Genomic DNA, 16,580 nt, shown 5'->3' on the forward strand with positions numbered 1-16,580 from the left:
GGCGGCGAGTTCGGCGGCGGCGCGTGAGTCGTACTCGGCGGAGAAGTCGCACCGGGGCGCCGTGCAGGCGGCCAGGTGGCGGTGCTTGCCGCGTTCGATGTAGGAGGCGACGTTCACGGGGCCGATACGGCGGACGTTGCGGAAGCGGCGATGCATGGCGGGACTCCCCTTTCTCAGAGGTGAGCGGCTACGGACGCGGTCATGGACGGAGGCAGGCCGAGCCGGGCGCGTACGGCGTCAGGGTCGGCGGGGTGGCCGGTGGCCAAGCGGTGTTCGTCGGCGAGGGCCCGGACACGGTCGACGAGAGCGGGAGGGAGGGCGACGGCGGGAACGGCCGCCGGGCCCCGAGCGGGGGTGGAGTCGGTCACCGGGTCGGCGACGGTGGTTGGTTCGCTGATGGTGGGGTCGGGGGCGGGGAGCGCGACCGGGTCGGCCATGTCGACGGCAGTCGGGGCGGAGCGTGATTCCTCGTGCGGGTCGGTCGTCGACGAGGCCGGGTCCTCGGGCGCTTCCTGGGGGTGGTGTGGTGTGTGGGCGAGGAGTGTGCCGCCGAAGAAGGCGACGGCCGGCCAGCCCGCGACCAGGACGCGGAGCCAGGCAGGGACGTGGTCGAGGTCGAGGAGCCCGGCGGTGGCGACGTTGGCGCCGAGGGAGGCGGTCAGGGCCACCAGGAACCACAGCCGCGGGCCCCCAGCCCCCAGGCCCGCTCTCTGTGCCTGCCGCATCCGGCGCCAGGCGGCGACCAGCAACAGGTCGACGCTGACGGGGTAGGCCCACGCCTTCCAGCCGCCCTGTCCAGCCGCTTCGGCGAGGTCGTGCAGGTGGGAGAAGGACAGGGCACCGGCGATGACGGCCTGGACGATCACGGCGTCGACCCGCAGGCGCTTGACCATGGCGGTCATCGGGGTTCCTTCCGGTTTTTGGCATGGGAGGGGTAGGGACGTGGCGCGAGACGGTCGCGCCGACCGGGTGAGGAAGGGGCTACTCGGTCACCGGCTGGGCGGTGGGAACGGCAGCGGTGGCAGAGGACGGGACGGCGGACTCCACGGCGACGGCGGGCCGGAAGGAGTCGAGCCGGGGCAGGTCCGGCATCAGGGCGGTGGTGTCACGGCAGACGGCCGCCGCTTCGGCGAGAGTGAAGTGTGGTGCGCGGACGCGGGACCAGCCACCGGAGGAGTCACCGACGACGGCGACGCCGGGGCGTTCGGCCGGAATGGCGGTAGCGGCGAGGGCCGCCTCCGGGGAGATGTCGGCGAGTGCCATGTTCGCCGAGGCTTCATCGTTGACCCGGTGGCAGACGCGGCCGGTCAGCTGGGCACGGAGCATGGTGGCGCCCTTGCCGAGTTCGGAGCCGAAACGCTGCCCACACACCTCCAGGTAGATGCCGGCCGCACGCCCGAGCTGGGCGAGGCGAATGAGCTTGGTGACCATGGCGTCCCGTCGCTTCTCGTCGTCCCGGTTCGCGGCGAGGAACAGCTCCGCCACTTCGTCGACGACGACTACGACCGGCACTGGCCGTACTGATTCCGGCAGCCCCCACACGTCCGAGGTGAGCACGGCGTCTGGACCGGCCCCGCTGCCCGCACCACTACGGAGCCCGATGAGCCGGAACCGTGCCTCCATCTCGTCCACCAGCACGTCCAGGAGGTCGTCAGCCCGGTCGGGAGTGTCGGCGAGCGCGGACAACCGTGGTGCGAACGGGGCGAGTTCAACGCCCCATTTGCAGTCGATGCCTACGAGCACGACCGACTGCCGTGCCAGACCGCACAGCAGGTTGCGCAGGTAGACGGACTTGCCGGACTGCGTGGCGCCGAGGATCAGTTCGTGCGGCACGGTGCGGAAGTCCCGTACGTGCCACTCACCGTCTTCCCGCAGCGCCAGCGGCAGGCAGAGCGGATCGGACCCAGGCCGACGCCGGGCCGGCTTGACCTCGGCGAGCACGTCCCAGCCGACCAGCCGCAGTTCGAGCCGCCCCGGCTTGGTGGTGCGGACGTACACGGCATGGACGCCCCAGGCGTGCCGCAGCCGGTCGGCGGAGGCCATGAAGTCCTCGGGAGCCTGCCCCGCCGCCATGCGCAGCCGCATCACGAGACCAGACCCGGTCGGCAGCGGGAACGACCGCCGAGGCGGTACCGGCGCGGCCTGACGCCCGACCATCCGGGCGGTGGCCCGACGGACGGCCGAAGCCGGGACCGACAGACCACACGCGTCCATCGTGTCCCGATACGACACGAGCACCCGCAGCGCGGCGACCGGATAGCCGATGACCCACCAGAACACGACCGGCATACGACGGCGCACGACCAACAGCACGCCCAGGACCAGCAAGACCGGCAGCAGAATCGACAGCGGAACCCGGAATCCCTCGGTCACGGCGATCAACCCTGAACCGGAGCCGGAGCGTTGACCATGACCGCGTCGGCCCGGTAGGCGATGCCGTGCCGGGCACGCCCCCCGAACTCGCTCTCCCAAGGCCGGGCAACCAGACCGGACAGGATGACCGGGGCGCCCATGACCAGCCCGTCACCGATACCCGGCTCAGGAACGGTCACCTTGATCATGTCCGAACCACCAGCCGCGATGAACACCAACTCCACCGTCATGAGCCGCTGGTTGGTCACCGGGTCCACGGCAACCTCACCGGTCTGCCGGTCCCTCACCTTGACCTCCGGCAGCTTGGTGATGAGCAGCGTCGCGGCCGAGGTGTCCACGGGGATGACACGCATTGTCTGTACCTCACAGGGTCATTGGTGCGCTCTCGCTGAGCAGCACCACTCCAACTGAATACCCCCCTAGACAGTGCAAAGGAGGGCCGCCCCGCCTGAACTGTCTAGGGGGGTGTACAGCTAAGGTAAACGACCGGCGCTCGAACTGTCTAGGGGGGTATACGGGTTGGGCGGCGGCCTCACGCTTGCGTGAGATGTGTGCGTCAGTCCAAGGCCCAGTGGAGGGCGGTCGCGTCGTCGCGAGCCTTGCCCCGCGGCCAGCGTCGGCCCTCTGGGTCGCCGGCCTCGGCTTCCCGTACACGGCGGATCAGCTCATCCGGCCCTGACGAGTCGAGGACGGACAACACCTCGCTCCAGTCGGCGAGTTCGAAGCGGTCGACGAGGCGCGTGGCGCCGTCGCTCAGCAGCGTCACGGATGCCAGCGAGTCCAGCGGCACCGCCCCGGTCAGAGCATGCTCGGCCGCCCGCGGATCGGGGCCGGCGATCCAGAAGCCGCCCGGCCGGTTACGGAGGCCGGTCAGGGCATCCCTGTACTCGGCGAGCGCGGCTGTGTGTTCCGGCGATCCTGTGGGCAGTTGGTCGACGGGCCCGCGCAGCCGCTTGCCGACCTCGTCCAGGCGCCGGTCGGTGACGACGGTAGTAGGGCCTTCCCTGTCTGCCAGCAGCAGGGAGGAGTCGCCGAGAACGAGGTACTCAAGAACGTCCTCGCCGAGCCGCGCGGCGACGACGGTACTGGTGGGACTGGCCCGATAGGCGAGGTCGCAACTGTCCTCGTGCAGGGACCGGACGAGACTGATCGAGTGGGCGAGGCAGTCCGCGAGTGGCCGGGCGGGATGCGCGGTCATGCTGCGCAGCAGCAGAGCGCCGAGGGTTGCGGAGAACCAGGCGACGCCGTGCGTGCACCCGGTCTCGCCCCCGCCCACACCGGCACCGTCGAGGACTACGGCCGCGCCGGGGGCGGCAGCGGCGAAGTCCTCGTTCTCGCGGTCGGGTTCGGCGGGCAGTGTGGCGAGGGCGAACCTCACCCCGCTGCCTCCGTCGCTTCTTCGTCGTGCCGGTAGAGGGGGCAGAGCAGTTCGGCGGACTGCGGTTCGCTGGTCTCCGGGTCGTACTCGACTCCGACGAGCGTGGAGAACCGGCGGTCACCGACCTGGCCCCACAGGGTGTTCAGGTCGTTGGCGAGCAGATGCACGACGCCGAGAGAGCCCTGAGTGTGGATGCCGGCGATGGCGAGCAGCGAGCCGTTTCCGTCCGGGCGCGGCAGCCGGCCGAGGTATCCGACGTCGTACGGCCGGGCAGGGTCGCTGTCCTGGCCCGACCGGTAGACGGTGCCGGTGTGCCGGTCCACCACCGTCCAGGGCCCGTCGTCCGCGCGCTCCCAGCGCAGGACGGGGTCTTGCGCGTACGTGTCCCACATCTCCTGGGACATGCGCGGCCCGCAGACGACGACCAGGCCGTCTCGATTGAGGTCGATCTCTCCACCGACCGAGACATGCTCCGAGGCGACTTCGAGCCCGTATGTCCGCGCGAGGTCTTCCAGCCGCTTGCCGGAGCTGACGTCGTCCATGGCGACGACCGTCCGCCCGTGCTCGTCGTCACGCCGCAGAGGGGTGGCGACGACGACGGAGCCCCGGCCGAGGAAGGCCCCTTCCGGCGCTGGGCCGGTGTGCCGGATCTGGTGGATGCGCCCGCGGCTCAGGCCCGCCTTCTCGGCGATCTGCGCGTACGAGAGCCCTTGCGCGTGCAGGTCCTGGACCACGCGTCGACGGAGGCGAGCCAGTTCGGTCACCTCCTGCTGTGCATCAGCCAACCTGGTCGTGACCTCGCGCAACAGCCGGTACGGATCGTCAATCGCCATGATCCGCTGCAACTCGTCCGACATGACTTCACCTCCTAGCACTAACCAGGAGTCTAGGGCCCTAGACGGAATGGGCGGGAGACGGCGTCCTGTACTTACGCCGACCACGTAGAACCGCGACCGTCTGCCGGGCACACCCCGAGGGCTCACCCGTCACCGCCCGCGACGCGACCAGAGACGACCGTCGAGGCGTGCGCGATCACGCACCCTCCCGCACGAGGTCCGCCCACACGGTCCGCCCGTCTGGCCAGCTCTTGATGCCCCAGTCCTTGGCGCATGCGGCCACCAGCGCCAGGCCGCGACCACCTTCATCCCGGTCCGTCACGTCGCACAGGCGAGGCTCGCGCTCACCTCCCACATCGACTACCTCGATGCGCACAAGGTCACTGTCGTCACCGAAGCTGACGACCACAACGAACCAGCCGCCGGCCGCGCCGCTCAACGAATGCCGCACAGCGTTGGTCGCAAGCTCACTGACGACCAGGACCGCGTCGTCGACCGGTCCTCGCTCCTCCAGCAGAGCAGCGACGAAGCGTCGAGCATGACCCACCTCCTCGGCCAGGCCGGGAAAGGCGCGGCACCACTTGGTACGCATGGGAGATCCCTCACTCTACGTCTAGGGGGCTAGACAGCGCAACGGCAGAGTATTCCCATGACCGGATGCCGAGCTAGGCATTCAGAGGAATTATTCCTCTATCGAGTGAGGGTGTCTCCCAAGCTGCGGAAGTCCGCCATCGACCGCAACAGCAGCTCCCGCACCTCGTCGCCGAAGATGGCCGCTTCCTCGAAGCGGGCGAACGTCTCCTCATAGGCGTCCAGTTCGGCGGGATCAGCCGACACGCGCTCACGGTCGAAGGTCTCGACGACCACGGCCCGCTTGTCGCACAGGGTGAACCCGTGGCGAGGCAGCACCGGCACCCGTCGGCGCCAAGGGATGACCCCGAGCCGCACGGTGTCCAAGCTCTCGACGGCCAAGAGTCGATCGAGCTGGGCGAGCATGAGCGCCGGAGTTCCCGGCCAGGTACGCAACACGGCCTCGGTCAGCACGAACACCGACTCCCGACCCGGCTCGTACAACACGCTCTGCCGCTCGATGCGAGCAGCCACCGCCCGACCGATGGCACCAGGCGTCGAGTTCGGCGCACTCGCGAAGACGTGCCGGGCGTACTCCGCGGTCTGAAGCAGGGCCGGCAGCACAACGCACTGGAACGACCTCACCAGCTGCGCGGACCGCACCTCTTCATCAACAGTGCTACCAGCGACCGGAGTTGCGCCCTCTGCCTGTTGGTCGGCACCAGGAGCGGCCATCACGGCGTGCAGCAGCTCACGAACCTCACGAGCGGTCGACTCATCGAGGCCAAGAGCGCCCGAGAGGCGGTCGAGCACATCAACGCTCGGAACCATGCGGCCGGTCTCAACCTTGGACACGGTCGGCTGCCCCACCCCAGCGCGCTGCGCCAGCACAGCACCCGTCAGCCCAGCCTCTGCCCGAAGTTCCCGAAGACGCGCACCAAGCGCCCGCATCCGCTCCCGCCGCTCACTCCCCATGCCAGGGTTCTACACCACAGGGCAGCCCGGCACAGAAAAGCCGATCAAGGCCACTGTCCACCATCAGCTGGGACCGAAGCGTCAACCATCAACCGAGACAGGACAACGGCCCGAGCCCCTGTGTCTAGCGTCAGATGAGGCTTGACGGATGTGTGTCGGTTGATGCTTTCCGGTTCCTAGCCTGTCGTGCGGTTCTTCGTGCCGTAGGCCTTGAAGCGGGTCACCTCCTTGCTGGTGGTGCGGGGCACCGTCCGCAGACGGTGTCCGTCGTCGTCGAAGACGTGCAGGGTGGTGTCGGTGACCTCGACGGTGACCACGGTGCGGGCGTGGACCATGCCGACCTGGACCTGCTGGCCGCAGACCTGGATGCTCCCGCGGGCGGACACCTTCCGCCCGACCCGCACCGCATCCTGCGGCGTTTTCGGCGGCAGCGGGCTGAGCTGGGCGTCACTGATGTAGGCCCGCCGTGCGGGTGGGATCGGGCACGGCAGGGTCCGCACCAGCACACCGTCTGCGATGACCTGCAGCAATGGCCCGTCCAGCCGCAGTGTCACGCGCTGTCCGGCCAGCGGGGACCCGACGGTGATCTGCTGCCCGGCCAGGCCCACCACCCCGGAGGCGTTCACAGTGCGGGCCACCTCGACGGGCACCCGCACCGCGAGCCTGCCAGGAGCACGTCCAGCCGGAGCGGGACCAGCCGCCCGGGCCCCCGACGCCCGCAGCCGCACCAGATCCGCGGTGCTCAACCGGGACGGCACCGTCTTGATGCGCTTGTCCTCCAGACAGACGTGGACAGTGGTGCTGTCCATCCACAACGTGACCGGCCGGCCCGCATGCTTCGGACCGAACCAGAACTGCTGACCGGCCACCGCCAGATTCCCGCTCGGCGGCACCACCCGGTCCACCTCCACCGCGTCCGGCGAGCCCAGCACCGCCTCCCCGACCGGCTCGACCCGCTGTCCCCTCAGCCCGTCGGCAGCCGTCAGGGTGGTCAGCTGGGCCGGAAGCCGCAGCTCCAGCCCACCGGCCGCAGCGGGACGGAACCGGCTGGCCGGGGTGGCCATGTCCAGCGACTGGTGCGGACGCACGGTGTTGTATTCCTCGCGCCAGCCGTCGATGAGGGCCTGCGCTGCATGCAGGTCCGGGAACGGACCCTGTTCGTCGAGGAGTTCACGCCGAAGGGACTGATGGAACCGCTCGATCTTGCCCGTGGTCGTCGGCGAGCGCGGCTTGGTCAGCCGATGCTTGATGCCGTTCAGCCGGCAGATCCGGTCGAACAACACCTCCGTTGACGGCCCCGGCGTCCCGAACCGGCCGGTGAACTGCTTGCCGTTGTCGGTCAGTACCTCCTCCGGGCAGCCGAAGGCCATCAACGCCGCCGCGAAGGCCGCGCACACCGCCCGCCCGGTCGCCCGCTCCACCACCGAGGCGATCACACAGAACCGAGAGTGGTCGTCCACCCCGGTCACCAGCTTCAGCTCACGCCCGTCAGCCAGCCAGAACCCGCCCATCACATCCAGCTGCCACAACTGCATCGGCCCCGGACGCTCCCACCGCCGGTAATCCTCCCGGCGTCTGCGCCGCTTCACCGGCACGATCAGCTGATGCCGCACCAGGATCCGATACACCGACGCCTCCGAAGGAACCGGCTCCACACCACGCCGCGCAAGTTCATGCCGCAACCGGCGCTGCCCCCACCTGGGATGCAGCCTGCGCAGCTCCAACACGGCCGCCTCCACCCCGGCCGGCATCTGCCACGGATGCGACCTCGGCCGGTGCGACCGGTCCGACAGCCCCGCCAGACCGCTCTCCTCATACCGGCGCACCCAGGCATGCACCGACTGACGCGAAACCCCATACCGGGCCGCAACCTCTGTCTTCGATGCTCCAGCAGCCACTTCCATGACCGCGTGATAGCGCTGCTCGACCACGCTCAGCTCCACTAACACCGGCCTCGACCCCCTCCGCAAGCCCTCACGGACAGCAAAGCCGAGGACGGAACCGTCAAGCATCAAGTGACGTCAACGCGTCAAGCATCAAGCGAAGTAGGACACGGCCCGAGCCCCTGCGTGATTCAAACTTTCTCTACTGGTTCAAGGCGGCTCGCTCCGCTCCCCGCGCGCGGCCCGGCCCCCGGCCGGGCCTGCGCTCCTGTCTCCGCCCCGCTCCAGCCCGTCCGGCACCCGTGCCGCTCACAACAAGCAATCACCCTGACTCCACTGCTGCAGACGCAGGGGTCACAGACATTGCCGAACCTCTCGTCCCAACCCCTGCATATGTTTTGACGACCTGCTACATCAACAGTTCGGCAGGACCAGTTTCCACTCGCAAGATCCTAATGCGCCACATGCCCAAGCAGCCTTAACATGGGGTAAAGACCTCGGCGAGTGATCTCGCACAACGCCGAGGGAGGGAAGATGAACAAGGCAATCATAGTTGGAATTGACGCCTACCCCGAGAACCCGCTTTACGGCTGCGTAAACGACGCGCAAGATGTGGCATCCTGCCTGTCTCTCGAACAGTACGATTTCGACAACAAGACGCTCTACAACGGACAGGCAACGCGCAGTAACGTCTTGCAGCCTCTTTCCGAGGCGGCCTATGGAGGCGAGGGAGGCGAGACGCTCCTCTTCTATTTCGCTGGCCACGGCGAAGCTCTCGGACAAGCTGGTCATTTGGTCACATATGATGCCCAGAACTTTGATCCCGGTATATCACTTAGCCATCTCGCCCAAATTATGGAGTCCGCAAGCAGTAAATTTTCCCACGTAATCGCTATCTTGGATTGCTGCCATTCAGGGTCAGCCTTTAGTTGGACGAACAGCAGGCCTCTCCAACCAGGGGACATAGAGCGAGAAGTGCCAGCAGTCAACGAAAGTCGATGCATCTTGGCTGCATGCAGACCCGAAGAACCATCAATAGAAATCGAAGGACATGGAGTATTCACAAGCGCCTTGACTGATGCTCTCTTGGGTGCGGCGGTAAATTGGGATGGCGATATAACGCTACTCGGAATCTATGAGTACCTCGCTGGCGCCATCAAGCCAGAATTGCAGAAACCAGTATTCAAGGGGGACATTGCCGGAACTGTGGTCATCGGAAGAGGATTCCCTCCTAGGGAAGGTCCTCCGATTGACAAGAGCGAACTGACGGAGACCCTTTCTAAAGCCCATCAACTAGTGGATCAGTACCACTACCTGGCACTGTCTGAACTCACTGAGCGGAATGTGCGACTTGAGCAGGGGGCCAAAAAATGCGCCCACTCTTTGGAATCCATAATTAGTTGGTTCAACGAAACCGAACGAGCACTACCGGACCTGCGAAGGAATCGAGACTGGGGAACCCTGACTGCGCGAGTGCGAGAGCACCAAAAGAATCTAGCTGATATTAGCCCGGAAGAAAACACACGCTTCGGTCGCGTAGTGAAACATCTTGGCCACGGTGGCTATGGTCACGTATGGGAAATTGAAGGCCAGAATGGGGAATCCTATGCTTTTAAGGTATTTCACGGTAACGAGCTAGATGACGAAGTGAAGGTGCAGCGCTTCACCAACGGCTACAATAATATGCGTAAATTGCAGCACCCCCACATTGTACGCGTTCACGAAATGACACAAGCACCATTTGGCTTCCTGATGGATGCGATACCGGGCGACAACTTGCGCAAGGCGTTCATCGACAAGAGCGATCCTGAATCCGTAATACGACTGATCATTGACATTTGCGAAACAGTGCAACACGCCCATGCCCAGCAGGTTAAACATCGCGATATCAAACCGGAAAACATAATTGGAGAATATCAGGAAGATGGTCGACTTGTGCCGCACCTGACTGATTTCGACTTGGCCTACCATGAGACCAACAGGACAGTCACAGGAAACATCGGTGTTGGGGGTGTAATAAATTACGCCGCCCCTGAGCAACTATACGAACCGAACGCAAAAACTGCTCGAATCGAAACGGTGGATGTTTTTAGTCTGGCACAGTTGATGTTCTTCATTGTGACCGGAAAAGATCCAAGCGGGGAAGACTTCTCAAAGAATACTCAGAGTCTTACTCGTGAACTCCATAGTTGGATCGACGATAGAGCCGCGAAGGCACTTATAACTCTTTATGCAACGGCTACATCAAAAGACCCGGCCGCGCGCCCTCAGCGGGTCATCGAATTCGTTGATGTCCTCAGACAGGCGGAGTCCGTGATACAGATGGCAAGCGGCACAGACAAAATCGACGAGGAGGACTTCTGTCGCCGCATTGGACAGCTATACGCAAACATAGACGAGTACCACGCCACCGAAGCAAAATGCCGGATGAGTAGCCGATCAGGGCAGGTGGAAGTTCTGGTCACAAAGTTGGGCGTAAAGACCTCTGGGGTAACATCTTTGGAAATTGAATGCTCTGTCATTCATGCCCTCCCTGTGCCATCTCTAAAAACGGGGCACGCGGCGCGACAGTCCATCAATGCCCGGTTGGATAAAAGCATTGGGAACATTCCCGGAGTTAGTCGCCATTCAGGCACTAAGGGGGCTTATCAGGTGTTTCTTGTTATGCGTGATGTGCCATTTGATGTAACCGGGATTAATCGCGTCACCCAAGTAATATCCAAGGCGGTTGATGCTATTGAGCAGTGGGGATGAGGTTGCTGACTTAACAATGGTCGAAAATTGAGCCCCATCCGGCTCGTAAGGAGACCAGAATGCCGTCCGCCGATAACCCCGGTGATCGAAACCCTCACCAATCGGGTGACCAGCCGCCAAGCCCGGCCAAGAAAAGCAACGTAAAGCCCAGTCACAGAGGGGGTCAGCGTCTGAGGCCCGGTGTTACGCCGCCGAAGTCGCCTGTCGTTCCTCCTCCTCCCCCTCCACCTCCGCCAGATCAGGATCAAGATAGCTAACAAACATCGCCAACATTTTCCGAGCCGAGAGACACACAGCGCCAGCTGGATATTCAACCGAGTCGGTGCTTCCAGCTGGACGATATTGGAGCGGCCCCACCAAGACGATTTCTCGATCTGGGGAATCGTCCGAACTCTTGTTGTATGACGCCAGACGGCCCTGAATGAACGAGCCATCCTCGAGCACACATCCAACATATAGATCTGAATCTCTATGGAATCTTTCAAAGATCAACCACCATGCTGACATAATGGACTCGTGAGGCACGCTAGGTGCTCGCCAAGCTACGAAGGATGCCAACAGTGTGGCCAGCACAAGGAGTCCGATTGCCCAGAGGCTGAGCGAAGCATAGTGATCCTGCGCATAGTCGGCGCCTTCACGAATAAGCCGGCCAACATCTGGCGTATTTTCCGGCCATGAAGCTCGCGTGATTGCAAAAATACCAAGGATAAATAGTTCGCTGATAACGCTAGCGAAGACGACCGAGCCAGTCTCTTTAAAAGCTGACAGTCTACGCTCGGCGCTCCTCCGGTCCCGGATCGTCGCATAGGCGAGTCCGGGGAGCAGTAGCACGATGAATAGCAGGAGTCCTGTAAGTGTAGTGGGCACAGGCAATGCCTCCTCCATATTTGGCTCGCCTCACAGGGTACTGGCGTCCAAGCAGGACGGAGGGCTGCAAACGGCTTGTAACGGAAGCAACCGCCCCTTCGGGTGCAACCAATAGTGATGCCCAAGTCTTCGTCTACATTTCAGTCTTACGGCTTGCCTCTGAGGCTCGCCGCTTCCTCCAGTTGCCACGTTCAGCTCCCAGTTCTGCGGAACATGGGTGATTCTGACCGCCTAGGCACGGCTTACCCTGCGAGTGCTTTGCAGTGGTGGGGCATCCAGGATCTCTAGACCACGGACAGGCAACAGTGTGCACAAGCCTGCGCGTTCGAACACTGCAGCGCTGCCGAGTCGCTCGCCCAGGGCACAGGCCAACAGGCAGCAAGCGAGCGCTCGTCCACCACGCAAGCCATTAGCGTGGCTGAGGCCGGCGGGGGTGCGGCGAGGCACACGCGTGCGTGGTCGGTCGGCGCACCCTCCGTCGTGGCTGACTTTCGTCGGCTGAGGTTCGTGCCACAACCGTGCCAGATGCAGGGGGCAGTCAGGGTCAACGACGGCACCTGGCGGTCGAATGGCTCACCCCTTCACCAGGTATCGAAGCTACAAGTCGCCGGCCCGCCATCTCCACCGCTCTCCTAAGGCGGTTGTCGTTGCAGCTCATTGGTGTACCGCGTCTTGGCATTGACAGGGGCGGAGGCGTGCAGGGCACGTAGGGGGCGCGCGATCAGTGGTATGCAACCGCCCGCTGACTGAGTGAGGCCGATACCGGGGAACATCCCATATGACAAATCACCACATGATTATCTCTCGGGGGCTGCGTGAACATCGATCTTGTGGTTAAGGCAGTCGCGGGTGTCAGTTCCTTGGCTGTCAGCTGGGGAAGCAAGAAGATCATTACAGCGTGCAAGGAGGCTGGGTACGACGTACCCGATTGGGTGGAAGAGTTGGCCCCTGGTGCCCTAGGACTGGCCGCCAACCTCGGGATGGGCAGGTACATCAACGGTCCGCAAACCGCCCAGCGCAACGATGGATCTTGACCCGAAGCTCTCACGAGCTAGGCCCCGCCAGTGCCGATCGGAATGCCGTGTCGCATGGCTTCCTCCAGCGGTGCCCGGCCCTGACATGCCGGAGCCGACGGAGCTGAGCGCTACACACCGCTTCGGGACGGAGGTTCGACCCTGCTCCGTCTCAGTTTCCGTCTCATTCAGCGCCGTTCACAGCCGTTCAGACGGGACCGACGGCGGAAGCCGATCGCAGGGCCAGCCGCCCATGAACGCAGGTGAACGGCCCTGTACGCGGCCCCATGGGGCACCACCACAGTTGGAAAGCGTGCACCTGCCCCAGAGGCGGTGAAGGTTGAGGCGTGGCCAGCTTCCCGAAGCCTTGGTTTCAACTGCGACGTCGGCGGTGGCGACTCCCAAATCTTGACGTGGTGCTGCGGCCCGTCTGGGAGCCAGCAGATGGCTGTAGTGGTTGACGCTGGGGACTTCTGGTCCCCTGGATGGCGTCTCCAAGCGTTCGGAGTAGGGCTCGACGCATCATGGCGTCGAGATCCGTGGCTACGGCGGAGAGGTCGTTGGTGGGGGCCCCATCGAGCCGCCGGAGGGGGGCAGTGGGGTGTTCGCTGCCGTGGACTTCCGCATTGCGCCATTGGTAGACGGCTTTGATCAGGTTTTTAACGTTCTCCGTAGTAGGCGCCCCGAGCATCTTGTCCCCGGTCAACATGTCGGCGGCACCAGACTGGAGAAGGACCGACTTCCTGCCGTTGGGGTCCCTGAGGTTGAGCCGTGTAATGAACAAGGCCTCAGCTGCTGTGATCAGGTTGAGCAGTCTGTCCTGGACGAGACCTCGGGACCCTGCAAGCACGACCTGACGCGTTGCTGTGGACAGCGGACGGTCAGCCGTGACGACCGGGTTGGTGAGGTGTTGGTAGGCCGAGCGGATTCGATCCAACGTCGTTATGCCGGCCACGATGGTCGGGCGGAGCGGATCGGTTGGCCCGATGGGCGTTAGAGCTGCGGAGTACCCCTCTCCGAGCGAATCAGTGCGGATGGCGTAGCTGGTGGTGGCCGAGCCACCGCAGACCAGCCGAATCGCTGCGACGATCGATGGAAGGACATCGGCGTAGATCGGTAGTACTGGAGCTGCGGCTGGTGGGGTCAAGCTCTCGTCGCCCGTCCGGAGGGAGTGGCTGTGTTCAGCCGTCAAGGCCCACTGGTTGAAGCGGGAGACCTGGATCGTCTGAGGGCTGAAGTACTGCTCGATAGGGGTGGCTGCGCGCTGCACTGCGATGGAGATCTCCTTATCCGTCATCCTGCGCAGCACGACGCCCGCTGCAATCTCCTCGCCCTCAATGTCCTGGCTCCCATCGAACCCCAGAAGGGGAGCGAAGTCGCTGCAAGTTACGGTTTCAATGACCAGGTCGGCTTCGAGTCGCTCGTATGCGACGTCGAAGGTCTCTTGACTGAAAGCCCATGAACCATTGGCTAGCACGAGTTCGTACGCCAATGATCGGACCAGCCCTGCAAGGTCGCGCCGCTGGGCGCTGAAGGCCGTTCCCACCAAAGTGTCGACTCGGGAAGCCAGCACGCGATGGCCCTGGACGACGGAACGGAGCTGGCGCATCTCCTCCAATTCCTCGAAGCTGTTCCACCAGAATTTAGGTGGGTACCACTCCTTGGTGCGTTTCGAAGTGAACATCTCCTGAGATATACGATGCCAGCCCCCCATGGGAGTATCCGCACGGATCTGTGGCGTTGCCCCGTCATTGCCCAAGTTCTCCATAAGCCTGGTCGCCAGGGCGCAGCACGCGTCGTAGAGATCAGGGAAACGGACTGGTGACATGGACATCCTTCAGCTAGCGCAGTGAGACCCGAGCGCGGCCGGGCTCAGGAATCGAACCGGCCAGCCTCTCTGACGATCTGCCGTCCCCGCAAGGGAATTGCGCTCGTAGGACGTGGAGTTGGGCTCGCCGATGAGGGCATGGCCACCGACGAGGTCCAGTGCCAGAACCGTGCCAGATTGTGCGGGGAAACCCCGGGGAGTACCGGGGAGTACCGGGGAGCCAGTCATCCACCCGTCGGGCGCCAGCACTGCTGAGGCGCAGGTCAGACGTGTGCGTGCTCCTAGATCACCTTAGCTTTCCAAGCTGATGGCGTGTTGGATGCGTCGCACCGTTGTGACGGGTTCGGGCGTTGGGGCTTCGAGGAGAGATCGGACTTTCTACGCTGGTCTTTTCGGAGCCGCACCAGGCGGGGGATCTGATGAGTGCTGAGGGTGTGCAGTTGGCCGCGGGGAGAGTGCTTGACCCTGTCCTTGCCAGTGGCAGCGCGGAGCAGCTGTGAGTGAGGAGTCCCCGGCGGCACACGCCGCAGGTCCGCGATCGGTTGCTGTGGGCGGCAACGTCGGTGTGGCCATCACCGGTGACGGTGCTCAGGTGGTGACCTTGCCGGCCGAAGCGGTGCGCTGGGCGCAGGAGGTGCAGGCCCCACCAGGCGCCGGGAACCTGCCTGGGTCGGCGTCAGGGGTGTTTGTTGGCCGGACACAGGAACTCACCACACTGCGTGCCCTCCTGACCGATGCGGGGGAAGCCGCAGTCACTCAAGTGACGCGGACGCGGGCGATCCACGGGCTGGGCGGGATCGGCAAGACGACCCTCGCCCTGCACTACGCCCACACCTACCGCCGCGACTACAACCTGGTGTGGTGGATCACCGCCGAGACCACCGAGCAGATCGTCACCGGCCTGGCGAGTCTGGCCATGCGGCTGTGCCCGCAATGGGCCGTCACAGCAGGTGTGGCGGAACGGGCGGCGTGGGCAATCCTGTGGTTGCAGTGGCATCCCGGCTGGCTGCTCGTCTTCGACAACGTCGAACGCCCCACCGACCTGCGCCACTACCTCGGCACCCTCCCGGACGGGCACCACCTGGCCACCAGCCGCAAAGGCGCCGGCTGGCACACCATCGCCCCCACCATGCCCCTGGGTCTGCTCGACCCCGACACCTCAGCCGACCTCCTGTGCAGACTCGCCCTCGGCGAACAGCGTACCCCCACACCGCAACAACACCGGCAGGCGCGGGAACTCGCCGCCGAACTGGGCTACCTCCCCCTGGCGTTGGAGCAAGCCGGCGCCTACTTGTACGAGACAGGTACCGGCCTGGGTGAGTACCCTGCTCTGCTCGGCCGCGTCCTGGACACCGCCCCGGAAGGCATCGACCCGCAACGCACCATCGCCCGTATCTGGCAGCACACCCTGACCGCCGTCCACACCCGCAACGCGCTGGCCGTCACCGTGCTGCACACGCTCGCCTGGTTGGCTCCGGAGGACATCCCCCGCAGTCTCCTCACGCCGCTGGCTCCGGATCCGGTCGATCTGGGGGCGGCGCTGGGTGCACTCCATGCCTACAACATGATCTCGTTCTCCGCCGACCGCCAGAGCGTCAGCGTCCACCGCCTGGTCCAAACCGTCCTGCGCAGCCCCACGGCCGAGCCTGGCACCTACCCCCCGGGCCGGCGGGAAGCAGAGCACCTGGCCCAGCAGGCCCTCCCCCACCAGGACAGTGATGCCACGATCTGGGAACGTCTCCTGCCGCACCTGTTGGCCCTCGTCGCCACCACGCCGCCAGGCTGCCCGCCATCAACCCAGACCGCTGACACATACGAGAAGGCGGCGCAGCACCTGTATCGGCAGGGACTCGATGCCCACACCATCGCTTTGCGCACAGCCGCTCTCACTCAGCGTGAGCAGGTTCTGGGCGACACCCACCCCTCCACCCTGACCAGCCGCAACAACCTCGCCCTCGCCTACCAAGAGGCGGGAGATCTGGGACAGGCCATCCCCCTGCACGAAGCCGCCCTCACCCAGTGCGAGCAGGTTCTGGGCGACACCCACCCCGACACCCTGATCAACCGCAACAACCTCGCCTACGCCTACGAGTCGGCGGGGGA

The 16,580-nt window shown here is 64.7% G+C and carries 13 protein-coding genes; 2 read left to right on the forward strand and 11 right to left on the reverse strand.

Going from position 1 to position 16,580, the window contains the following annotated elements:
* From AOK23_RS17575 to AOK23_RS51910, 9 genes are all read right to left on the reverse strand, one after another.
* Positions 1-156, reverse strand: a 156-nt coding sequence (locus tag AOK23_RS17575; RefSeq protein ID WP_055713647.1) for a mobile element transfer protein, incomplete at its 3' end; no start/stop codon positions are given.
* A 17-nt stretch (positions 157-173) separates the two neighbouring features.
* A complete protein-coding gene (locus AOK23_RS17580) occupies positions 174-893 on the reverse strand; it encodes a DUF2637 domain-containing protein (protein ID WP_420823717.1) in 720 nt (239 codons plus the stop codon).
* 88 nt (positions 894-981) lie between these two features.
* Positions 982-2,289, reverse strand: coding sequence for an FtsK/SpoIIIE domain-containing protein (locus AOK23_RS17585; RefSeq protein ID WP_240496425.1), 1,308 nt, complete (start codon positions 2,287-2,289; stop codon positions 982-984).
* A gap of 89 nt (positions 2,290-2,378) precedes the next feature.
* Positions 2,379-2,726, reverse strand: a complete 348-nt coding sequence (locus AOK23_RS17590) for an SCO3933 family regulatory protein (RefSeq protein WP_055713649.1) — start codon at positions 2,724-2,726, stop codon at positions 2,379-2,381.
* Positions 2,727-2,929: 203 nt separating this feature from the next.
* The gene (locus AOK23_RS17595; RefSeq protein ID WP_055713650.1) at positions 2,930-3,751 is read right to left on the reverse strand and encodes a protein phosphatase 2C domain-containing protein; all 822 of its coding nucleotides are present in this window, start codon (positions 3,749-3,751) and stop codon (positions 2,930-2,932) included.
* Positions 3,748-4,608: a sigma factor-like helix-turn-helix DNA-binding protein gene (locus tag AOK23_RS17600; protein ID WP_055713651.1), complete on the reverse strand. Its 861-nt coding sequence runs from the start codon at positions 4,606-4,608 to the stop codon at positions 3,748-3,750. The genes AOK23_RS17595 and AOK23_RS17600 overlap by 4 nt, the downstream gene beginning before the upstream one ends.
* 175 nt (positions 4,609-4,783) lie before the next feature.
* On the reverse strand, positions 4,784-5,179 hold the full coding sequence (locus AOK23_RS17605) for an ATP-binding protein (protein ID WP_055713652.1): 396 nt from the start codon (positions 5,177-5,179) through the stop codon (positions 4,784-4,786).
* A gap of 98 nt (positions 5,180-5,277) precedes the next feature.
* Complete coding sequence (locus AOK23_RS17610) at positions 5,278-6,132, reverse strand: helix-turn-helix domain-containing protein (protein ID WP_079049537.1); 855 nt, start codon at positions 6,130-6,132, stop codon at positions 5,278-5,280.
* 176 nt (positions 6,133-6,308) lie between these two features.
* Positions 6,309-8,069, reverse strand: coding sequence for an IS481 family transposase (locus AOK23_RS51910; RefSeq protein WP_079049539.1), 1,761 nt, complete (start codon positions 8,067-8,069; stop codon positions 6,309-6,311).
* Between the two features lie 480 nt (positions 8,070-8,549).
* Between AOK23_RS51910 and AOK23_RS47900 the strand changes: the two genes are divergently transcribed.
* Positions 8,550-10,769: a protein kinase domain-containing protein gene (locus tag AOK23_RS47900; RefSeq protein WP_157878061.1), complete on the forward strand. Its 2,220-nt coding sequence runs from the start codon at positions 8,550-8,552 to the stop codon at positions 10,767-10,769.
* A gap of 183 nt (positions 10,770-10,952) precedes the next feature.
* Here AOK23_RS47900 and AOK23_RS47905 read toward each other — a convergent pair whose 3' ends face one another.
* A complete protein-coding gene (locus tag AOK23_RS47905) occupies positions 10,953-11,654 on the reverse strand; it encodes a DUF6338 family protein (RefSeq protein ID WP_157878062.1) in 702 nt (233 codons plus the stop codon).
* Positions 11,655-13,022: 1,368 nt separating this feature from the next.
* Positions 13,023-14,333, reverse strand: a complete 1,311-nt coding sequence (locus tag AOK23_RS17625; RefSeq protein WP_055713654.1) for a hypothetical protein — start codon at positions 14,331-14,333, stop codon at positions 13,023-13,025.
* A 904-nt stretch (positions 14,334-15,237) separates the two neighbouring features.
* Here AOK23_RS17625 and AOK23_RS17630 point away from each other — a divergent pair.
* On the forward strand, positions 15,238-16,580 hold a 1,343-nt coding region (locus AOK23_RS17630), incomplete at its 3' end, for a tetratricopeptide repeat protein (protein ID WP_169800308.1).

The sequence above is a fragment of the Streptomyces torulosus genome, from assembly GCF_001419765.1.
GTDB lineage: Bacteria > Actinomycetota > Actinomycetes > Streptomycetales > Streptomycetaceae > Streptomyces > Streptomyces torulosus.